The sequence below is a fragment of the Anaerobacillus sp. CMMVII genome, assembly GCF_025377685.1.
GTDB lineage: Bacteria > Bacillota > Bacilli > Bacillales > Anaerobacillaceae > Anaerobacillus.
This window is the reverse complement of the sequence record NZ_JACEHK010000003.1, coordinates 126,220-148,591: the sequence shown is the minus strand read 5'-3', so window position 1 is coordinate 148,591 and position 22,372 is coordinate 126,220. Positions and strand designations below refer to the sequence as shown.

The following is a 22,372-nucleotide window of genomic DNA, read 5'->3' as shown; positions in this document are numbered from 1 at the left end:
TTGGTGGGGGTCTGACCCCAATGTCATTAACTTAAGTTTACAAAAAATGTAAAGGTAAAATAAATAAAATCTTATGTTCTCTTGACTTTTAAAATCACCACAATAATCGATTTGAATACCAATTACTAGGTATATCTTTCGATTAAGTGGTGATTTTTTGCGAAAAAGTAGGTTTTTAGAAGCAGTTAAATTAACTCAGGAAGTGTTGGATGATTTTATTTTCATGTGTGAAGCAAGGGCTAAACCGGGTTATTTTACTCGTGTGGGGAAAAATAAGTTAAGTTTTAAGACTACGATTCTGTTTATGTTAAATTTCGTTAGGAAAAGCCTTCAATATGAGTTGGATAACTTCTTCGAAGTGATTGATAAGGAGAAGGTGGCAATAAGCAAGCAAGGTTTTACTGCGGCAAGGAAGAAGATTAAACCTGAAGCATTTATGTATTTATTCAATATGATAGCGGATTGGTTTTACGAACAGGGTAGCTATAAAACCTATATGGGATATCGATTATGTGCAATAGACGCTGCTATTTTGGAGATAAATAACTCTAAAAAATTAAGGGATGTCTATAACTCAGCGAAAGGCACGTCGGTCGAGCTTGCACGAGGAATGACATCCTGTATATATGATATCGAAAATAACATAATAGTTAAAGCATTAATTACAAAATGTACAGCACCAGAACGAGAAGTAGCCACACAACTGATAGAAATGTTAAGAAAAAGTGGATCTAAGAATGATTTACTTCTCTTCGACCGTGGATATCCTTCCATTGACTTTTTCTTTTATTTGATGAGTGTTCATACCAAATTTGTCATTAGAATTCCTAATAATTACTACAAAAATAAGATAGATTCAACATTAGCTGATCAAACCATTAGGTTTGAAAAACAAGGAAGCGAGATTACTTTAAGAGTCATAAAGTTTGAGTTAGATTCTGGGATCGAGGAAATATTAGTAACCAATTTGATGGACACATCGTTAGATGTGAAGCACTTTAAGTCACTATACTTTAAACGTTGGGGAATTGAAGTAAAATACGATGAGTTAAAGAACAAGTTAGAAATACAGAAATTCACAGGCGATTCCAAGGAGACTATTGAACAAGATTTTTATGCTTCAATGTTCCTAGCAAATATGGTCTCATTGGTTAAACAAGAGGCAGACGAGCTAATAGAAATAGAACATTCGATGAAGAAGCTCAAGCATCAATATACTGTAAATATCAACATACTTATTGGGAAACTCAAGGACAAATTACTCGTAATACTTCTAGAAACACTTGAGGAGCTTCGGCTAATAATGTATCAAAAAATTTTAAAAGAAGTTATCCGAAATAAGGTTCCGAAAAGGCCTGGAAGGAAATTTATACGTCGAAAAAGCTTAAAAGCGAACAAAAATTGTATGAACAGAAAGACTTGCATCTAACTAAAAAATAACAAAAAAATAAAAGCCAGGGAGATGAAAAAAATTTAAATATCATCGCCCGGGCATCCTATTGTCTTTTTTAGTAGTTTTATACCAAATTCTTAACTAAATTATCTTACTACATCTAGAGCAGCTTCTATTTGTAAATTTCTGTAACACTAAGTTGATGACATTGGGTCTGACCCCCATCACTTTAACGCTTTACTCCTTTAACCCACCGGGGGTCAGACCCACTAGCATTGCATGACTTGAAAAACCTCTCAAATTTTCAAATATTAGTATTTACAGACATAAAAAAAACTCCTATTGTAGAAGATGAGTCCTTGTTTCGTTCCCTAAAACAAACAAGTCTACTACAAAGGAGTTCCTAATGAATAATAAAAGTATAGGACGGGAAATGCTCATTTGTCAATGCTTATCACTACTGCCAACTGAGGATTTTGATTGCCCCTTGATAGATTACGGAAACTATAAGCTTTCTACAAAATCTTTATTGAGAATTTTCGTATCAGCACAGTTAGATAAATGGAGTTCATATGCCCATATGGAAGAAAAGTTAAGAGCTTACCCAAAATTGTGTAAGGAATTAGATATTAAGGATATTAGCGGATCTCAGCTAAGCCGACGTATTAATGATCTGCCGACAGAATGGGTTCAAAAAATATTCGCCAAAGTGGTTCAAAAAATTAAACAATTAACTGACACATGCAAAGGGCTACCAAGTGGTATTGGGAAATTGAGCATTGTTGATTCAACTGAAATCAAGTTACCTGAACGTTTATGCGATTGGGCATACATATCGAAAGATTATAACGCAGTCAAAATGCACACTAGGCTATCTGTTGTTTCTCCAAACGTGGCTTTTCCAGACAAAATCCTGCCTTCGACAGGTACAGTAAGTGACTCTGAAAGTTCTAGCGCTAATTGAAGAAAATGATACCACCTATGTAATGGATCGAGCTTATCCATCAAAAAAGAACTTAATGGACTGGCAGAAAAGAGAGATTTCCTTTGTCGTTCGTATAAAAAAGAATCTTAGATTATATACATTACAGGAATTTAAGCCAACTCATCCGTCTGTCATTCATGATGCAAAAGTTTTATATGGTTTATCTGAAATACCGATAAGGTATATTGAATTTTTAGATGAGAAAGGTAGGTCTTATAGGATTTTAACAACAAGATTTGATCTAACAGACCTACAAGTAATGGAAATTTACCGTAATCGTTGGATTATCGAATTATTCTTTAAGTGGATTAAACAGCATCTGAAACTAACAAAAATCTGGAGTACGAAACCACAAGGTATTTGGAATCAGATGTTTCTTGCTCTAATCGCATTTGGATTATCTCTAATTATAAAGCTTCAGTCTGGATCAACAAAAACGCCATGGGAATTCTTTCGCCTTTTACAAACCTTCCTTTTTCACACAGTCAGTTCTTTTTATAAAGAGCTGCATCGAAAAAGAAAAGAAAGTCAAAAGGAAGACAAAAAGTACCTATTCCATTACCGAAGGTTATGCCCAGCTTTGGAACAGTCGCCATGGTTAAAGAAAAAATAAAGAATTAATATTATATGTAAAAAAAAGGGAACGAGGTCAATTTAATACCCCATTCTCCTTTTTTCATTTCGTCCTAAAAACATATTGTTAAAATTTATCATTTATTCAATTAATATACTATCATGCAACGCTAGTGGGTCTGACCCCCACAACTTTAAAGCGTTACCTAAGTAAAGAAAAACTACTTAAGTCAAGCACCGATGAAAGTACACATCATCATCAGCTACTGGGACGTTCCTTAGGGTCCCGCTAATTGCAAACACTATTTACACTCATGTATAATTAAAGGAGAATTTAGCTGAATGTAAAGTGACCGAGCGCTAGAACGCTCGGTCAATGTAACTACCTGCTGCAAGTAGTAGGGTCGAAGAAATTCCATAAGGCTCTTTTCTAAAACATTGACAACCTTCCATAAAGATAGTCACCTTACTTTGGCGAGCAGGTGGCTATTTCTTTTTGTTTACATAGACGACAATAGTGATGATCAGACTTAGGACCGCAATTAACAAAGAGTTAAATTGTGCTACTAAAGTAAATGCTTGATATGTCGTTATCTACCTCACTCCTTTCAGAGAAAGTTCCGCCACCATCTTGTTTTGGATAGTTACTAGTTCATTCTAACAAACATACGTTCTTATTTATACCAGTCTAATGAACTAAATGAGATTGATTTTTCGACAAAATTGCATGGGGGGAGCCGCTTAGGCTAAGTTGTGTAAATAGCATGTGTTAGAGAATGTGAACGTTTTTGGGCTCTGACCGCCCCGGTTATATACCAGCCTTTTTAGATATCAATAATCTACTGAAAGAGAAAAGGAGCCTATCATCTTTTGATAGGCCCCATTGAAAGTTCACTTTCACCAACACGAATGCAAATTGTACTAAAGGATTTTTTTAATAAAAGTAAGTGAACTTACCTGTGAGAGTCTATTTACAGGGTAGACCCCTTTTTATGTGTTTAAAGACAAAGGTTTTTTACTCGATTACTTTGATGCTTCTGTTTCGTCTTTCCAGCACTCTACATTTTCTAGTCCTTCAATACTTGATGCGTAGAATACAGGGTCTTTGCCCGCTTTTTTCTGGGTGATGTAATCTTGTAAAACTTTAATTGCAATCTTTCCAATTAATAAAAGGGCAATTAAGTTCACCGTTGCCATTAAAGCCATAAATAAGTCAGCTAAATCCCAAACTAGACCCATGCTTGCAACCGATCCAAAGACAACCATTCCTAGTACAGCTAAGCGGAAAACCAGTAGAACAGTTTTATTTTCCTTAATAAATCCAATGTTGGACTCACCATAATAATAGTTACCAATAATCGAGCTAAAGCAGAACAATAAAATGGCGATCGCAACAAAAATATTAGCCCATGAACCTACATGAACACTCAATGCTGCTTGTGTAATTTGAATTCCTGTCATTCCTTCTTCAGGAGTACCCGCTAAAAGAATAATAAATGCGGTTGCACTACAGATTAAGATTGTATCTACGAATACCCCTAACGTCTGAATGAACCCTTGCTTAGCAGGGTGACTCACGTTAGCTGTTGCTGCAGCGACTGGCGCACTACCCATCCCAGCTTCGTTAGAGAACAAGCCGCGTTTTACACCATTCATAATCGCAGCACCGATCCCACCACCGACCGCTTGTTCTAAACCAAATGCACTCGATAAAATCAAACCAAAAACACCTGGTATTTCGCGGAAGTTCATTACCACTACATAGATAGCTATTAGAAGATAAAAAATGGCCATGAATGGAACTATGATTTGAGTAACTTGTGCAATCCGTTTAACTCCACCAAAAATTGTAAACCCGACTAAAATTGTGATCACTACTCCAACTAATAGTCGATCTAACCCAAATGCTGTTTCGAATGCAGCTGCAATTGTATTTGCTTGAACAGAGTTAAAGGCTAATCCAAAACAGAATGTAATTAAAACAGCAAATAAGACACCCATCCATCTCTTACCAAGAGCGTTTTGCATATAATAAGCAGGTCCACCTTTAAAGCCGTTTTTATCTTTTACTTTGTAAACTTGCGCTAACGTACTCTCAATAAAACTTAATGCAGCTCCAAATAATGCTACAATCCACATCCAAAATATTGCCCCAGGACCTCCTAAGGTAATTGCGATTGCAACCCCAGCTAAGTTACCAGTTCCAATTCTTGATGCAGCACTAATCGTAAACGCTCCAAATGAGGAAACACTCTTCTTGTTATCCCTCGTTGAAGGGCTTTCCTTCAACAATGTAAACATTCCTTAAAATGGGTTATCTGAACAAAGTTTGTCCTAAACGTAAAATAAATCCCTAAACCAACAAGTAATACGATTAATATGTACGACCACATAATCGTATTACCCCAGTTAATGATATTCTCTACCATATGTACACCTCTTTTATTTTTTGATTCAACCTCTTTTGTTACTAGATCATTAGCAGAAAGATAACCAACCTCACTTCATAAAAATTTCCACTATCCTTATCATGAAAGGATAAAATTAAATTATACAGTCAAATCCGCAAAAATCAACGAAATTTGTCGAAGAGGTCTTTGAGTCTTTGAGTCTTTGAGTCTTAGGGGTCTGACCCCCACCGCTTTAAAGCTTTACTCCGGTGGGGGTCAGACCCCAAGAAAAGACCCCAAGAAAAAATAATAAAACAGGAGCTGTCGTATGACAACTCCTGTTATTTGTGCCCGAATATTGGTAATTACATGAGGTACAGTATTTTATTTCTTATGCAAAGGACGGGCTCATATTGATTTCTTTTTGCAGCAACTCGTTTTGTAGCAGTCTTACTTGGAAAAGAGTAATCGGATCGAGATAGTTTTCAGGATTAGCTTTTAACCGTTTTAAGGTATCCTTTTTATCTTGGATATCTTGTTGTTCTTCCTCAATGGTTTCGTGTAAAGCACTGAATGATTCTTTAAAGAACATCGCAATATCACGTTCTAACCCTTTTTCGAACATTTCAAATTGGAGAATGAACTGATTAGTAACAGTTGCTGCTAACTTTTCATAATCCTCCTTTTCAATTAACTTTTGATACATATTCGCTAGTACCGTCTTGTTCGTGCCAAAGGTTCCAAAGAGCTTTCCAGCACTTTTTACAACCAATTGTGACGGGGTTGAGCGATTTAAAATGTTCATTGTTTCTAATTGTATCCCATTCGATAAACGGTTTGCATCACGGGTCCAATCATCAAGAACCTTAAAATCACAATTTAGCTTTAAACGCTCTACACCGTACAAACGATCAAAACCTTCACTTATTTCATCTAAATAGTCCTGACTAAGGAAAAACTCCTCGCTAGATAATTCAATCCAACCCTGAATTGCTTTTGTAAATCTCGGGAGGATTGTATGTTGTATATAATTTTGAATTCTTTCATTCATCTCTTGGTTAAGTTCAATATGAATTTTTCGAAAATCACTATCTTCTTTAACTAAGGCTGAACAATCTCTAACTAATTTCGGGATAGCCATTTTCAGATCCAGCCTTATATCTTCTTTTATCGTATGATAAGAACTTTGAATCACTTTTACTTTCTCCTTTTCCAAGTCGCTAAGCTGATGAACCGCTGCATTTAATTTAGAGACGATATCTTCTTTCCATTGGATAACCTCGGTCATCTCATTTTCAATTTCTACTCGTCTTTTTATTAAATACGTAAGAGCTTCACGGATATAGAATAGTACCTTCTTGTTGCGCGTTTCCATGAGCTTTTTGTGATGAAGAGCTACTTGGATGAAGTCGGATAATTCTTCAGCTTGCTTGCTGCTCTTATTATGTGTTGAATACGGAAAAATTCTTGCTTTTGGAAAATACTCAAAAATTCTCGTACGAATTTCCTCTACAATCTTAGCTACCTCTTGCTCATGATAAATCGAATCCGTCCTTAATAAAAAATGGACCGGTAAATTGTGTACCTGTTCTTGCATTTTCAGTAAAAGATCACGTTCTCTATCTGTAAAAAGGGTCGTCGCTGTTAATACAAATAACAACCCATCCGCTAATTGTAAAAAAGGATAATCTTTACTGCGATCAATATCAGGAATATCCATGAATGCTACTCGATTTTCCACTAAAAATTTATTTGGCATCTCAAAGTGAACAAGTGACTGGGTTTTCACTTCTTCTTCCTGTTTCATATCAGAAAAATCAACAAGACTCAATACCGGTAGTGTGTCTTGTTCCGTAATTTCACTAATTTGAATATCTTCAGAGTTACGATACACAACCATTGTTGAAGGTGGAGCTGCGACGATATTGCCTCCAAGGATAGAATTCAGAAACGAAGTCTTTCCATTCCCCGCCATTCCCACAACCAAAAGATGGCTGGTTTGTAGGTCGAGCACTTTTTCGACCGCCCACTTCAAACGATGGTCAATATCTAATTCATTCGTTTTCGACCACGCTACAATTTCATCAAACATCTCAATATTCTGTTCGATCTGTGCTGGATCTTTTTTCGCATGCAAAAGTATTTGTTCTGCTTTTTCTACATCCAACGATCCTTTAAAAAATTCATTCCAGGCAACGACTGCTGTTGCAGCAAATAAAGATTGCGAAGCACAGGCTAGTTTTAACCAATTTGTAAGTAAATTTGGAACAAGATCTGAAATCTCTTTTATCAAATATTGTCCATTTATTAATGAAAAATAAGTCTGATGATATTTAGTTGAAACCTCATGCCATGTAGCAGAAGGTTTCACATCTAACTTTAGGAATAAACGATTGATTTCGCTAATCCATGAAAAATATAATTCCTCTTCTTCATAGCTATTCCATAACGAGACGACAAGCTTTTCAAAGCTTTCTTGATCGACATTATATACAACTTCTAAAAGCGTCGAAAAATAGTGAGGCGGAACTGACTTTGTTAATTCCTCATCTATATATTTTTTAAGATAGTAAACCATTCTAACCGCTCCGTACGAATGGCTTCATTTACCACAAGCTCGATTGCACTACCCCAGTCACGATACTTTTCAAAAAAAGTTCGAGCGACGACTGTTACATTTGGATAGTCTGGATTTAAGGTGACAGCCCTCTTAATAACATCAGCTGCAAAATCTAGTTTTTCTTGTTCGTTGTATATTGAAAATAAATTCAAGGCCACCTCAGAACGCAAAGTCAAACTCTCACTTTTGACCGATTGATAGAGGTCAATAGCTGTTGGTACTAAACCAAGTTCATAATATGCATCGGCCATATTTTTTATTGCCCACTGCTGCAAGTCGTTATGTACCTGCTCCCACTTGAAAATAGCCGCTTCAAAATCTTTGTTGTGGAAATACATTTCGCCTTGTGAAAAGCGAATATACGACAGATCTGACTCCTCATTGTTTTTTTCACTCATAAATAAATGAGCTAGAAATTCTAGTGGATTATTCTCTTGATCTATAAGTAAGCTTTCATAATACTTTTTTTGGATCAGCTGTTGTTCTACTATCATGTTTTACCCCCAAATTTGTATTTTCGTTGCGTGATTTAAACTAGTATCTTTCCTACTTCAAAATCACCCAAACTTTTAATAGCCTCCCATTATAGTAGCAAATCTTTTATTTACATAGGTTTCAATTATATTTCATTTTCACAACAACCCTTTTGGGGTCTGACCCCCACCGCTTTAAAGCTTTACTCTGGTGGGGGTCAGACCCCAAACGTTGACCCCAAACGTTGGTATTTTAATATATTTCATCTCCCTGGCTTCTATTTTCACTTATAGTACTTCTTCAAAAGTTAGATTCCAGTCTTTCTGTTCATACAATTCTTGTTCGTTGTAAAGCATTTTTGCAAAAAAAATAACCACCCACCCGGGCAGTTATTTCTATTGCATTAGACTGGCATTGGCGCCAATCTTATCGTATAGCGCTGAATGCCATGCTGAAGCTCAGCTAGGGATTGTTCTGTCCAGTTTTGGCAGAGGCTGTTACAGAGCTTGTGGTAAATTTCATCTGCTACATGGTTACTTTGTAATTTCAGCTGTTCTGTCATTTTGGGAATAAAAGTTTCACTCAATTGACGCTTAATATCTTTGATGAAGCCCTCAACTTCTGCCTCGTATTTCTGTTTCGTGCTTTTGTAGGTAACAATTTTTGCCACCGCTCCAGTTACTGCCCCAATGATTAAAACTGGTGGAAGCATGGCAGCAAGGGCCGTTCCTAAAGAAACGCTTGCCGCATAAGGACCAAGCCAAGCGACGTAAGCAGCAGCCGATGCTCCGTACGCACCTCCAATAGCTGCACCTTTCCCCATGCCTTCCTTCAAGAAATCCTCGCCCGTTGGCAGGGTCTCATCAAGTTTGGCTAGTTTGTAGGAAAACTCCTGCTCATGACTTTTTTCAAATTGGTTGGCTTCGAGGATTACCTTATCGTTTAATTCGCGAATTACTTGCTGCCATTTCATTTGAAATTCTTCATTTAACTGAGCATATTTTTGCTCAAGCTGCGCCTGTACACGTTCAGGGGCGAGGGAATTGACGATCAACTGTTTAATTTCTTCCTTATCCGCCTTTTTCGATAAAAGCCCAAGGTTACTCACCTTCGTAAGGATTACGTCTCTTTCCGTCTCAAGAAATTCACCATAGAACCAGTTCTTCAAACTGATCTCAAGGGATTCTTTTATCCCTTGATTGTGGTAAACCAAGTCCTCTTTTCTTGATTTCATTTGCTGTAACATGAAGTCGATTTCTTTTGAATAGCTTTCATGAATGATTTTATCCTGATAGAGAAGAGCGTCGGTTGAACGCTGAATGCTTTCAGCTTGAACCTTGGTATCATCCCGTTCAATATTCTCCTCTAGGTAGCACAGTAATTCTGGGAAATGAGATCGTTCAAGCTTTGCTTCATCATTTTCAGTAATGCCTTCATAAGCAAGTTGAGCAGAAATAGGTAGCACCTGTTCCGCAAAAATATCGACTCGATTTTCCAAATAATCAACCAATCTCATCGGATCGGTTGTTACTTCATCGATTTTATTAACAAGGGCAACAATCGGTTTTCCGAGCATGGCAACTTCTTCAAGTTTCTCCTCAATATCGGCCTGTCCAAGATGATTCCCATTAAATACCCAAAGGACGACATCTGATTCTTGAATATATGCCTCAGTTCTCGCGGCATTTTCTTCTCTTACAGTCGCAAGACCCGGTGTATCCACAAGCTTTAACTTCTGCAAGTTCGCAAGAGGGAAGCCTAGTTTGACATATTTCGTTTTTTCAAAATAGTCCTTATCTCCTCGCTTGTTCTCAAGAATGGTAAAGATCTCTTCAGCACTTCCACTAATCTCCTCTGCTTCACGGACGATTGTCCCCTTCGGCTCAGAGTGATGACTGATTTCAATAATTGTCGCTGTAGCCTCTGCCACATTCACTGGTGATACTTGCCCTCCTGATAACGCATTAAGTAACGTGGACTTTCCAGCCTTTACTTCCCCCATGATCACCACCTTTAATGGAGAATTTACCTTCTCAAGTAACATTTCAATATGCTCCTCAGCCTTCTCTAAATGTTTACCATTCGCTTGTAATTCAGGTAAAGCCTTACCACTTTGTTTCAGTTTCCGTATCGGCGAGGTATGTAACGTATTTTTCGCCTCAAGTACATATGTTTTTAGATCCACCATTTTCCCCTCTTTCATTACGCTTTTTTTGCTTTACTGATACGATCCTGAAGGATTAGTTCTTTTACAGAAAGGGGTTCAACCTGTTTATCCATCCTCGTTTCTACTTCTTTGATCAATACCAAGATCCGTTTGGCCTCGTCTGATGGCCCGTAGAGTGATGAAAAGGACTCTTCACTAAAAGTCTCTAGGGAATTCCCAATATGTCTTGCTAAATCCTGCACTCCTTGTTGAAGGTCTGTCGCCACTTTATTGGCTGAATCGGTTAGCGTCTCTTTCAGGTCACTCTTCAAACCACCAAGTTTAAACTGCTTCGCAATCCACTTGGTTAACCCTAATGCGCCAGCAATCCCTCCTAATAAGAGTCCAATTGGTCCTAAAAATGCCGCACCGATTAAAGCAATCCCAGTACCTGAAGCAAAGCTAATTCCATCTGTATCTAACCGCCCCGCTTGAAGCCCTACGTAAAAATCCGGTGTGTCCCCCTCGTGGTGGGGCAGTGCCTGAAAATCAAGATGCTGATATTCCTTAAACCAGAGCTTATGTAAGTAGTGTTGGTTGATGGTGTCCATCTGTTCACGTGCTTGTTGTTGGAGTGAGTTAATGTCCCGAGCGAGACTTTCACTTTCAAAAATCCGATCCTCTAAAAAGTGACGCTGACTATCCTTCCCTTCAATGTCAAATAGCTGCTCAGCATAGCGGTCAATGTTTGCTTGCACAGATCTTTGGTACTGATTGATAAGTGTGTTTATTCGTTTGGAGAACTGTTCCGTTTTCTCAGCCAACTCCTCGTCAAGATGAAATAATTGCTCGGATTTTCTAGCTTCATCCTCAATCAGTCTTTGTTTGAAACCTGAAAAATGATATTTAACACGGTTTGCCAACAGCTGAGCCGCTTGTACTTTTCGGGCAATTTGAATTTGCTTACTCCGTTGCAAAAAGCGCTTTTTGATAACGTCATTAAGGGCTGTAACTCCACTTTGTTCAACCAGATACTTGTCGTCCGACATTATTCCTTCAAACGCCTGTTTTGCCGAAATAGGAATGATCGCTTCAAAGACGCCTTGATAAATCTCATTTGCTTCTTGAAGAATTTGTTGAACACTCTCCTCGCCGCCGCGCTCACGAATGACATCAATTCGGTTAAGCACGCCAATCATATTTTCGGCCTTTCCGCCCACTGCCTCTAGTGAATGGTCTAACTCTTCTAGTAGCTTTCTTGAATTCCCGGCTGAAATGACCGTGGCATCTAATAGCCAGAGGACTCCGTCTGCCTTGTGGTAGTACTCCTGGATATTGACCTTCATCTCACCCATAATCTTTTGCGAGACACCCGGCGTATCGACTAAGTAAAAGTCCTTTAGCAAGGCCGACTGTTCGACTCCCCAATGAACCTCTGTAACATCAGATTCATAGAGGTGAGTCTGGCTTAGATATTGCTTATACTCTTTTTTCTCTATGGCAGTCTTTAATTCTCGCATGACCTCTTTATACATTTTGTTAACGAGCTTCTCTGAATCAAGCCGCTTTTTTTCTTCACCTTGAATGACCATTTCAGCATCTTGCTTGGTCAAGAGGTTTTTTCTTCCGTCCTTAAAAACTATGATCGCTTTATTCTTAGGAATATGGCGGTTAAACACGTCAATCTTCCATGTTTTCGGAAGCTCGTCCATCATGGCTAATTCCTGTTCCATTAAAGCATTCAGTAATGTCGATTTTCCGTACTTTCCCATCCCCATTGCAAAAAGCATGAACGGTTCATCAAGTCCTTTGGCAACTCCCTCAAACTCACTAGCAAACTCGTTCAATGGCTTGGTAATATCCTTTAAAAGCTTGGCATTTTGATAGCCGGGAGTTTTTTGAAAGGTCATTTGGGCTATTTTTAAATACTTTCCATAAGACTTCAACTGCCTGGCAAGATGCTCACGTTCTTGTTCCTCACGGCGAACGAGAAGCTCCTGATAAAGTTGGTCAAATCGTTCCACTTGATTTGCTGTTGCAAACATCCCGTTACCCCCGATCTATCCAAAGATGACATATAGTAAGATTAATAATGTTGCGGCGTTAAGCCAGATCAGAATTTTGGTTCTTTTTTGCATGTCCTCCGCTTGTAGATCAAAACTACTTTTTAAACGGCTTATCTCTAGGTTGACATTCTCTTGAACCGACCGAGACCTGTCCTCGACCATCTTTTCAACCTGCTTACCTGTTGACGTAAGCTTATTCGATAGCTTGTTCACTTTTTCATCCAACTGCTTAATTTGTTCGAGTCCTTCACCATTTCTTTTTTGCAACTGTTGAACCATTTCTTTTAGTTTATCGTAGTGATTTTGCTCAGATTGGCTTAAGGTCTCGATCTGTTTATATAAATCACTTAGTCTATCAATATTACTAGTAAGCTCCGGAAGTCTTTCAGACAAGATTTTTGAGGTCGCATCTAACTTTTCCATGATACTTAACTCCATGACCTCTCCACTTACTTCTGCAATTAACTGTTTAAATTCATCATACATATTAACGGTCTGACTCATGTCTCCACCCCACTGTTTGTCTAAAATAGTTTTCCTAAAAATTCTCTAAACGAATCTGCAACAACTTCTCCATGTTGTGTCTCATGATGCCAAAAAGAGATTGAGGGTTCGGTTTCCGGTGTTCGAAAGTGAAAACAGAAATAGTTCCCAAACGGATCACTTGCAAAGGCGAGCAAATCGTCTGGAAGCTGGCCATATAGCCATTCACTCACATCCTTGATCCCACCCTTTGTTGGGTGCACAGTCAAAAATGTCTTGATTACACGTTCCTTTCCTGCAGTAGTCTTGATGACATTTGGCCTTGGCCTTGCTCCATTATGTTGTTTGACAAGCTGTTTATACGCTTCTGGAAACGAGACATGAAAATGAGTTTCAAGCTGAGCTAGAATTCGGTCTGTGGCTACTGCTTTTTCAAATTTCCAGTCAATCTTAACGGGCATTTGCGCCACCTCCCCAAATCGAGCGTCCACCACTATGTCCTGATTTTGCATGAACTTCTTCATCAACTAGCTGTAATTTGCCTAGTTGTTCATGGTGATGCCATGTATAACCATCAGGGGTGTCACCTGCGTAAATTTGTTCGAGTTGTTCTGTAGAAAACTGGCTTGCAAGTTCAGCGTCCTTGCTCACCGCATCAACCAACTCACTGTTTGCATAAGAGAAATGGCGATAGTCACTGCTTTCATACATATCATCCGGCAGCTCAACCTCGGCGACCGCATCAAATACCGGAAATACCCCAACTACTTCATTTCCATTTTCCAGTTCAACCGTTTGTGCCTCGTAAGGAACACCGGTTTCAGGATGTAACTGACCAGCAAGGTGGCTGTTATGTGTTATGAGAAAGTCGCCATTTTCCGCTGCTGACACATCGTCCCCTTCAATCAGATCAAATACGGAAATGGCGACTGCGCCGACAACGACAATCTTGCCTACTCCCTTTAGTCCAGTAACTGCCTTCTGATAATCCTTCGTGTAAACCCCTTGAACAACGGCTGCACTATTTTTCAACGTGAACGCCGTTGTCTTATAAACCGCTTTTACCGTCCTCCCAGCAGCTTGAGTATATTCAGCAAGCCCTCCATAAATATCCGATTTGTTTCTCATTACAAGGCCTTGCGCAGTTTTCCAGGTTCCCTGCCCCACTTGTCCAGCTAGATCACCACTGAATCTTGTCGCCCCATGCAGACTTTTACCTATATCATCTACAAATGGACTCTTCGCCTTTTTACCAATGTAGCTAACAGGAGTTCCAATCACACGACCAGCCACATCGCCACCTTTTTCCGCATAGGTATGAATAAAACCCTTGCCAGTCACATCTTTTAATTCCCTGTCTTTTTCATCAAAGTCATCATAGAGCTTCTTCGCAGTTTTCAATGTCTTTTCAGTTCCTGATTTCATTTGTTTCATAAACCAATTATTTTCAGTCATAACATTTCCACCTCACTTTTTTTGCTTGATTAAGGTGTTTAAACATATATTTTGAGAGAGTTACGTGATTCCTCAACGCTATCAGATTGTATACAAAACCAAACAACTACCTGTTACTCGATTATACCCAAGACGTATTTACTATACTATGACTCTTTCTATCAAAAAGCATATTATCTATCGACAAAATCCAACACACTTCGAGCGATTCCTCTTCTGTGCAGATATTTCTAGAAAGAAAAGCGAGTTTATTATACATACCTATAGTGGTACGAAATCTATTTTGGACTATAAAAAGTAGGTTTTGGACAGAAGCTACAGGACCACTAGCACCTTTTCAGTCACCAATCATAACTATAACAAAGAGCCTACCATTATTAGTAAAAGTAATGGTAGGCTTTTTGTATGGTACTAGGTGTCTGCCTCAAGTGAAAGTTCACTTTCACCAACACAAAGTGTAAAAATGATTGAAGAAGGTAGAGCTATAGGGCTATTGGGACTCTCTTTTTATGGCTCTTTTCGTAAACATTGTGGATTGATGGACAGTAATTCAGTAAATAATCCATATTTCTACGTTAAAAACCATCGAAGGTTAGAAAAGATGCCCACGAGACCTTGATATATCCTAACATTACAAAGCAACAATCTTTGAGAGAACATCCTTTTTTACTTACCCTCTCTCATAGAGTATCTGTTTATTATATACCCCTTACGTCTATACATGTCTAAAACCCACTGCCGTTCATTTAATTCTTTGACATAGACTCTCCCTTTTCTATCCACTCCGCCATACTCTTTTCTCCTCTGCCAAAACCACCTCATGACATCTCCTCCTTACTTTTTAATTTGGAAAAAGATTGGCTTTTGGTTCTTCAGTTTAATACTCTATTAGTCACGCTAACTATAGCTTTTTTATAGCATATTCAAGTAATCTTGTTTCATGCTGGCAAAACTATAGTCATTAATAAAATTGAAAATTGGGGTCTGACCCCCACCAAGGTAAAGCTTTAAAGCGGTGGGGGTCAGAACCCCCCATCTAGCAAGCGAAGTATTAGAAAAATTTTACTATTCAAACTACAAAAATCGATTTATAATAATCTAGTAATTTATCTAAATTTTAGGAGGAATTTGCTTGAAACGTTTGCTGTCTTTATTTCTAGTTTTTACTCTTGTTTTTTCAGCTTTACCTATTTCAGGATTTGCAGCAATGAATGAAAGTGATCTTGAAGGCTATCTTACTGAATTAAATTGGACTAAAGAAGAGTTAGAGGAATATTTAGACTTTTATCTTTTAACTTTAGAAGATTTTGAGTCAGTTGAAGAACTACGTATGTTCTTTGGCCCTATCTTAACTGACGAAAATTTACAACAATTATTGGAAGAATTCAATCTGACTTTAGAAGAATTAGAAGAATTACTTGCTGAATATGGCGAGAGTTTAGCAGATTATTATTTTTATAATGATCTGGAGTATGCAATCTACTTTTATCTTGAATACGAAGGGGATTTTGAATACGAGGACATCATGTTTGATATCTTCAATGAAATCGGCTTAACAGAAGAAGAGTTAGATAGACTATTCTCTCATTTGTTATCACTTGATATTGAAAATCCTGAATTTGAAGCGAAATTATTAATTATTCTAGAAAGACTTGAAGCATTCGAGGCATATGTTGATCTAGAAAGCGCAACTGATTTAGAAGCTGAACAAATTGCTGAGCTTGCAGCAATTTTTACTGAATTACTACATTTATTTGAACTTGAAGCAAAATTTTTCTTTGTTAAAGGTGACGAAAAAAAACCAGTTTCATTAGTACAATTAATGAAAATGCAAACATCAAATGGTTATGATTTACTGATTGAATTTTATAACCTACAAGGAGAGTTCCTAGCTGACATCCTTTTAACAGCTGAATTATTTGGAGTTGACCTTATCGTTGACACAGGAAGCGATTTAGAGAAAATTGTAAAGAAAGAAAAAGCGAAAGCTAAAGATCCTGTAAAAACAGAAAAAGGTGCAAAGCTTCCGAAAACTGGTACTAACAATCTTCAAAATTCACTATTAGGTTTATTAGCAGCATTTGCTGGGTTCATCTTTTTCCGTAAACTTCGTGTAAGAGGAAATGCATAAATGAATAGGCAAAAAAGAGAAGAATCAAGCAATTGGTTCTTCTCTCCTTCTCTATTTGTATCATTACCGCTGGGCTCTGGTTTAGTGGGACGAATGGCTATAAATTTTTAAAGGGCTATTTGCTATTTAAAACAGGGAACATCAATGTTTATGAAGAATTAGATGAGACCATTGAAGTGGTGAAGGCTAGTAAAATAGAAGAACAGGAGCTGTATCCAGAACGACCTCGTAAGGGAGATATGATTGGAAACCTTTATATTCCAAAACTCGATGCCAACTTACCAATTTTTCATGGGACAGATGAAGATGAACTTGAAAAAGGTGTCGGTCATTTCATGGGAAGTGTCTTGCCTGGCGAAAACGACAACTCCGTTTTATCTGGGCATCGTGATACTGTTTTTAGACGCCTAGGTGAAGTAGGAGAAAATGATCTCTTAATCGTCACTACTTCTGCCGGAGAATTTACGTATAAAGTAAAGCGAGTAAGAATTGTAGATGAGGATGATCGTACGGTAATTGTCCCAAGGCCTAGACCAACCTTAACTTTATCCACCTGTTATCCGTTTGACTTTATCGGTTCGGCCCCGGAACGCTATATCCTTGTTGCAAATCTAGTAAAATAAGCGGTAGGTAAAATAGTAACGACGTATATTTGGGTATACGTCGTTTTTTCTATTTTGTAACTTATGTAGGTTACTAGCTCTAACATTCATAACTGCCATTCGTAAAAATAGCCCAGTCTTTTTAATTTCTTCTTCTACCAACGAGTAGCCTTGTCAGCACAACAGAAACTAGTATTGGAGAACTAATAATGGCTGCCCTCAGGTATTCATTTAGAGAAGGGTCAAAATACCAAAGTAATAAGTATATTAGCGCTGAGGCTACTGCATAAATGGATAAAGCTAATATTAACCGCTTACCTGTACTCATACTACTTCCTCCTACATAACGTTGAGAATTAACTTGACTAACACTTACCAATTTCTCTCAATTCATTATACTCGAAAAGGACACTACTGAACAAGTTTTGGGTGATTGTTGTCTTACATCCACTACTTTAAAGATTTAAATTACTACACCGACTGCGCTACATGTTTGAGAATATGAATATGGTGACTAGTTACTATGAAACAAAACTAAGTGTCTATTTTAATGAAAAGCCCTATCCAGGTCATTGGATAGGGCTTTGCTTAGAGTAAATAGTAATATATTTACCATCTATCCTTTCAAATTATTTAGAGGGTTACCATCCGGGTTTGACCGATAGTAACCGCCACCCTCTTCAGCTGATAACTGTGTATTGGGATTTCCATCGCCATCTCTGTAGTAGCCTGACACTTCTGTTCCGTCTGCTCGGGTATATCCCTCGACATAGTGAGGCTCTACGTGGTGGATATCAGGGTTACCATTGGTAGCCACATTCATAGCTTCACCCTCAGTTAGGGTAGGATTTGCAGTTTCCGCACCATCCACGACATCAATCACACCAATCGCAATTGCCCCAATGGCTACGGTTGTGGCAAGTCCACTTGCACCTTTTTTAACCTTATTCATATCGCCATCAATTGCACCTACAATTACTTCTCCTGTATTTTCCACTGCATTTTTTGCAGTAACTATTACACCCGTAGCAGTGCGACCTACCGCGTTTCCGATATCACTAAGTCCTTTATCTCGTTGGCTAGGGTCATCGTGCCAAATACCACTCACTGTATTAACTGTTCCATCTGCTACTTGCCCAACAGTATCTCCTGCGAAAGTTGACGCCTTTTTTACACCATCACCGATATCTTCTAATATTTTCGCTCCAGTGATCTCTCCGACAATTTGTATTGGTGTACCCAATACAGTTCCAGCTATCCCACCTAACCCTTTTCCAATCTCACGAAAAAATCCCATGTAATTCCCTCCATATGTAAACTTACTACTAAAACAATTAATTAGTATGAGTACTATTGTACTAGTAAAAAACATAAAACTTTGTCGAAATTTAGTGAGTCTTACAAATTTATGTATTTTATTTTGACCAGTACTAACGTTAGTTCTAGTAATCCGTCATTTTGCCATGAGGCTAATTAGTTATCTTATCAATCTCTATTTATAAAATTAATTAAACGTTTGATTAATTTTCTGAGTGTCTTGTGACAGACTTAAAAACTAAAAAAACGCTACCATGAGAATGGCAGCGCAGAAGATTAATTAGACAATATAAAGACAGCAAGCTAAAAAGGATAAATACTAACCAATTCTAGTACTCAGCAAATTGTTGAATTCGGATTATTTTTGGGGGTAATGGTGGATGAGTAGAAATTGCTTGGCAAAACCAAACGAAAAAGCCTGTTTCATTTTTAGAGTTACGTATATAATTTACAATATCTAAGCCAAAAAATAGACGTCAGCGATAGCCAGGATGGTAATAGCATTAATTGCATTTGTTGGGTTTGAAATATAGGCTCCAGCTATTCGGTCACACGTATATGCACAAGCTCTAGAATATGCATTGGATCCACACTGCTGGTAAAATGAGTGTTTACTTTGTTACATGCTATCTTTTAATATGGTTTTTTAACGTAAAATAGTTGGAAAAATTCCTTAGATGAAGATATCACTCAATAAATTGAGTAAGAAAAGAGCACTACTTATTTAATAAGTTGTGAAATCTTAGTATTTTTACGAAAGCAACAAACTTTGCGAAAACAGCCTTTAATATAAACAAGTTCATGAGCGATCACAAAGTCTAATTTCTTCGAGATACCCTTCTTTAGAAATTCAACAATATTTGTATACCTACCAAAAATTTCTATTCAAGCAATAAAAGCATACCCAAGATCAAATATGGAGTCTATTTTGATTTTTAAAAAATAAAGCTCTGCAATGCAGTAAAACAACATCATTGCAAAGCTTTTGTTCAATTCTCAAATCCCTAAACTTACCAAAAGTTTATCCTCTTTCACTTTAATCTTTTTTATATTTCCAATCGGCATGGATTTAATTTGGTCAATTTCATTTAGATTAAGTGCTACTTTTTTATTTTCATAGGATAACAAATTAGGTTTATTAAATAACCTTCGTTTCATCCATTCTTGATTAATAGGTTTCATGTTTAAAATATCAAAGTATATAATTCTCTTTACAGATTGTACCGGAATGAGTTCAATCCTGAAATTTATGTTTAGTAACAGCCTTTTTTGCATACCGCTGATAATTATTCGTTCATTTATAATCTTTACATCTAGGTTTGTTACTTCTGGTAAATGCTGCTTTTCCAAAATCTTTAAAAGCTTTTGAGAAGTAATTCGAACAGTTATTGTTCTTTCGTTTATGAACGATGTTAACTCTCCAGTTATCCCATTTAGTAGTTCCTTAATTTTCATCACATTCCCCCTCCCTATGATTAAACTATATTCATTAGAATTACTTTGCATTCGCTGATCTGAACTTTCGAGCGGATAAACTATGATGTCTGCTTTATGCTATAATTTTAATACTGAAAATTGTGATAGGAGGGTGTCTAGTGAGAGACAAAAAGAAGCTAGGACTGATCGGTGTACTAATCTTTGGTGGCCAATTTCTATTTCAGTTGTTACAAGACAACTTTTTCATTGAAACTTTAATCATAGCGATATTATTCCTTTTCCTTTTTCTCTACGGTGTCATGAAGGAAAAGAAAGAAAAAGGGAAGCCTGTGAGCCCATCTAAAAAAAGAAGATAAATTTTTAGCGGTAAATTGTAAGCCTAGCAGAGAGTGTTCTCTGTTGGGCTATGCTACATTACTTTTCGGAGGGAATGTGACTGACGTGGTGCGCCACCCCAAAAAATAAAAGGAAATTTCCCCCACTCTTATTTTCCTGCTCTCATCGAATATCGATTTAATATATATCCCTTACACCTAAACATTTCTAATACCCACTACCGTTACGATCCATCAACCTAAAGCCTTCTTTTCTCCTTAACCATCTCATTGAATCTCCCCCTTAGCCCGGTAAAGCATATTTCATGTTCGTCAAACAGAGGTAATCTACGACAGTAAAAATCACTCTTTGACAATATTGCCACTGACCATTGGAAAAAATCGGATAATACACGCTATCCCTTTCCGTTCATTGTACATTCAACTAGATTTATCTGAGTATCAGCCGTAAATACGACAAATTCATACAATCTTCGGGTGGTGAACGCTCCATTTAAGTCGAATGGTTTCGATTGATTATTCTGAATATTTCGAAGTATAATTTGATAGATTCAAAAATTACATTTAATAGAAGGAGTGGCCTTGAAAGTGAAAAGAATAGTGCATTTATTTCTTATCATGGTTTTAATCAGCAGCATGTTCGCATCTATGGTTAGCGCAAATGAGGATTTAGAGAAATTATCATTAGTTGCTTTAGGTGATTCAATTACGTTTGGGCACAACCTAGCTAATCCAGCAAGTGAGGCTTTTCCTAATTATATTGGACAAGGACTGTTCGATGTAACCAATCTAGCTTATCCTGGGTGGACTTCTTCACAATTACTAGAAGCACTCCTATCTAACCCTGCTTATACTAGTTCCCTAAAAGAAGCAGACCTAATTACCCTGAATATTGGTAATAACGATTTATTGCAAGCAACGGAATTCGGAAAGATTGTCACTGGTCAAAAGGAACTTAATCCTGTAGAGCTAGCCCAAGCAGTAGAACTCGCTTCAGTACAAATCGCTCAGAACTTAGAACAAATTTTCGGGATAATTCGTTCTCAGTCAGAAGCGCCAATCTTATTTTACAACATTTATAACCCTACAGTACCGGGACCAACCGAATTCGAACAAACCTTTTACTATCTTGCAGGGCAAATGGCACAATTGGTTAATGAAGAAGTCATCCATAAGTTTCATTCACCTGATTACGGTATTTTCGTTTTAGATGCGTTCTCTGCTTATGAAGGAAAACAAGCTCAATACTTACTTCCACAAGACATTCATCCGAACTTAGAAGGTCATTATGTATTAGCGGATTTAGCCAACGCTCTCTTAGCAGAATTGTTACAGCCACCAGTCGATGCAGAATTAATTCTTGAATTAACAGCTTCTACCACAGAAGAAACAACTGGTCCAGTGACTATCTCTGTCAGCGCAAATTATGAACTAGTAGTAGCAATGTGGCTTGCTGGTGATAAAAATGTTACTGAATTTGCAACAGAAGGAAATGAATTTGTCGGTGAGTTTGAAGTTACTAAAAATGGAACTTATACAGTTTTTGGATTAACTGCAGAAGGACTCGTAGGAATAGGCTACATTACGATTGAAAATATCGTAGAAGAAGAGCCTGTTGTTGAGGAACCTATTGAAGAAGAACCCGTTGTTGAAGAACCTATTGAAGAAGAGCCTGTGGAAGAAGAACCAATCGAAGAGGAACAACCAGTAGAAGAAAAAGTGACACCTCCAGCGAAAGAGGATAAAAAACTAGGATCTGGTAATAAACTACCAAATACGGCTACACCGTTATACAACTACCTTCTACTTGGATTTGGATTACTTTTGATCGGATCTCTTAGTATGTATGCACAGCATCGTAAAAAAAGTAACTTTTAAGTAATTTATTTTGAGCAGTCTTCGTTTAGAAGGCTGCTTTTTTCCCCTATTAACCATTCCCTCCAAGTTCCCCTTCACAAGAAAAAT

At 37.6% G+C, this 22,372-nt stretch carries 19 protein-coding genes and 1 pseudogene; 7 read left to right on the top strand and 13 right to left on the bottom strand.

All coding sequences use genetic code 11. From position 1 onward, the window contains the following. The first annotated feature begins 157 nt into the window (after positions 1-157). The 3 genes from H1D32_RS07980 to H1D32_RS07970 all read left to right on the top strand — a co-directional run bounded on the left by H1D32_RS07980 (position 158) and on the right by H1D32_RS07970 (position 2,991). Positions 158-1,429 carry an IS4 family transposase gene (locus H1D32_RS07980; RefSeq protein WP_261177748.1) on the top strand — a complete coding sequence of 424 codons (1,272 nt, stop codon included), beginning with the start codon at positions 158-160 and terminating at the stop codon, positions 1,427-1,429. A 370-nt stretch (positions 1,430-1,799) separates the two neighbouring features. Further along, positions 1,800-2,357, top strand: a complete 558-nt coding sequence (locus H1D32_RS07975) for a hypothetical protein (protein WP_261177747.1) — start codon at positions 1,800-1,802, stop codon at positions 2,355-2,357. Further along, positions 2,329-2,991: a transposase gene (locus tag H1D32_RS07970; RefSeq protein ID WP_261177746.1), complete on the top strand. Its 663-nt coding sequence runs from the start codon at positions 2,329-2,331 to the stop codon at positions 2,989-2,991. The genes H1D32_RS07975 and H1D32_RS07970 overlap by 29 nt, the downstream gene beginning before the upstream one ends. Positions 2,992-3,437: 446 nt before the next feature. On the opposite strand, the gene H1D32_RS25335 is transcribed toward H1D32_RS07970, so the two are convergent. The 10 genes and pseudogenes from H1D32_RS25335 to H1D32_RS07925 form a co-directional block, all read right to left on the bottom strand. Then, positions 3,438-3,545 (bottom strand): putative holin-like toxin, encoded by a 108-nt coding sequence (locus H1D32_RS25335; protein ID WP_396126165.1) that lies wholly within the window; start codon positions 3,543-3,545, stop codon positions 3,438-3,440. 429 nt (positions 3,546-3,974) lie between these two features. Continuing rightward, positions 3,975-5,380: pseudogene (locus H1D32_RS07965) on the bottom strand (alanine/glycine:cation symporter family protein). 352 nt (positions 5,381-5,732) lie between these two features. Then, positions 5,733-7,919 carry a P-loop NTPase family protein gene (locus H1D32_RS07960; protein ID WP_261177745.1) on the bottom strand — a complete coding sequence of 729 codons (2,187 nt, stop codon included), beginning with the start codon at positions 7,917-7,919 and terminating at the stop codon, positions 5,733-5,735. After that, positions 7,892-8,455, bottom strand: coding sequence for a tetratricopeptide repeat protein (locus tag H1D32_RS07955; protein ID WP_261177743.1), 564 nt, complete (start codon positions 8,453-8,455; stop codon positions 7,892-7,894). Before H1D32_RS07955 ends, H1D32_RS07960 begins: the two co-directional genes overlap by 28 nt. A 383-nt stretch (positions 8,456-8,838) precedes the next feature. Then, positions 8,839-10,623, bottom strand: coding sequence for a dynamin family protein (locus H1D32_RS07950; RefSeq protein ID WP_261177741.1), 1,785 nt, complete (start codon positions 10,621-10,623; stop codon positions 8,839-8,841). Between the two features lie 14 nt (positions 10,624-10,637). After that, positions 10,638-12,626 (bottom strand): dynamin family protein, encoded by a 1,989-nt coding sequence (locus H1D32_RS07945; RefSeq protein ID WP_261177739.1) that lies wholly within the window; start codon positions 12,624-12,626, stop codon positions 10,638-10,640. Between the two features lie 15 nt (positions 12,627-12,641). Further along, the gene (locus H1D32_RS07940; RefSeq protein WP_261177738.1) at positions 12,642-13,151 is read right to left on the bottom strand and encodes a hypothetical protein; all 510 of its coding nucleotides are present in this window, start codon (positions 13,149-13,151) and stop codon (positions 12,642-12,644) included. A 20-nt stretch (positions 13,152-13,171) separates the two neighbouring features. Further along, positions 13,172-13,591: an SMI1/KNR4 family protein gene (locus tag H1D32_RS07935; RefSeq protein ID WP_261177737.1), complete on the bottom strand. Its 420-nt coding sequence runs from the start codon at positions 13,589-13,591 to the stop codon at positions 13,172-13,174. Further along, a complete protein-coding gene (locus H1D32_RS07930; RefSeq protein WP_261177736.1) occupies positions 13,581-14,585 on the bottom strand; it encodes an HNH endonuclease in 1,005 nt (334 codons plus the stop codon). The genes H1D32_RS07935 and H1D32_RS07930 overlap by 11 nt, the downstream gene beginning before the upstream one ends. Positions 14,586-15,251: 666 nt before the next feature. Beyond that, positions 15,252-15,407 carry a hypothetical protein gene (locus H1D32_RS07925; protein ID WP_261177735.1) on the bottom strand — a complete coding sequence of 52 codons (156 nt, stop codon included), beginning with the start codon at positions 15,405-15,407 and terminating at the stop codon, positions 15,252-15,254. A 310-nt stretch (positions 15,408-15,717) separates the two neighbouring features. Here H1D32_RS07925 and H1D32_RS07920 point away from each other — a divergent pair, with 310 nt between their 5' ends. Together H1D32_RS07920 and H1D32_RS07915 are read left to right on the top strand one after the other, a co-directional pair. Continuing rightward, complete coding sequence (locus H1D32_RS07920) at positions 15,718-16,716, top strand: processed acidic surface protein (RefSeq protein WP_261177733.1); 999 nt, start codon at positions 15,718-15,720, stop codon at positions 16,714-16,716. A 32-nt stretch (positions 16,717-16,748) separates the two neighbouring features. Beyond that, the gene (locus tag H1D32_RS07915) at positions 16,749-17,339 is read left to right on the top strand and encodes a class D sortase (protein ID WP_396126160.1); all 591 of its coding nucleotides are present in this window, start codon (positions 16,749-16,751) and stop codon (positions 17,337-17,339) included. Between the two features lie 121 nt (positions 17,340-17,460). On the opposite strand, the gene H1D32_RS07910 is transcribed toward H1D32_RS07915, so the two are convergent. The 3 genes from H1D32_RS07910 to H1D32_RS07900 form a co-directional block, all read right to left on the bottom strand. Next, positions 17,461-17,646 (bottom strand): hypothetical protein, encoded by a 186-nt coding sequence (locus H1D32_RS07910; protein ID WP_261177731.1) that lies wholly within the window; start codon positions 17,644-17,646, stop codon positions 17,461-17,463. A gap of 288 nt (positions 17,647-17,934) precedes the next feature. Continuing rightward, positions 17,935-18,615: a hypothetical protein gene (locus H1D32_RS07905; RefSeq protein ID WP_261177730.1), complete on the bottom strand. Its 681-nt coding sequence runs from the start codon at positions 18,613-18,615 to the stop codon at positions 17,935-17,937. Between the two features lie 1,016 nt (positions 18,616-19,631). Continuing rightward, a complete protein-coding gene (locus H1D32_RS07900) occupies positions 19,632-20,093 on the bottom strand; it encodes a hypothetical protein (protein WP_261177729.1) in 462 nt (153 codons plus the stop codon). A 137-nt stretch (positions 20,094-20,230) separates the two neighbouring features. Here H1D32_RS07900 and H1D32_RS07895 point away from each other — a divergent pair, with 137 nt between their 5' ends. Both H1D32_RS07895 and H1D32_RS07890 read left to right on the top strand, forming a co-directional pair. Next, complete coding sequence (locus H1D32_RS07895) at positions 20,231-20,428, top strand: hypothetical protein (protein WP_261177728.1); 198 nt, start codon at positions 20,231-20,233, stop codon at positions 20,426-20,428. A 567-nt stretch (positions 20,429-20,995) separates the two neighbouring features. Then, on the top strand, positions 20,996-22,285 hold the full coding sequence (locus H1D32_RS07890) for an SGNH/GDSL hydrolase family protein (RefSeq protein ID WP_261177727.1): 1,290 nt from the start codon (positions 20,996-20,998) through the stop codon (positions 22,283-22,285). Positions 22,286-22,372 lie beyond the last annotated feature (87 nt).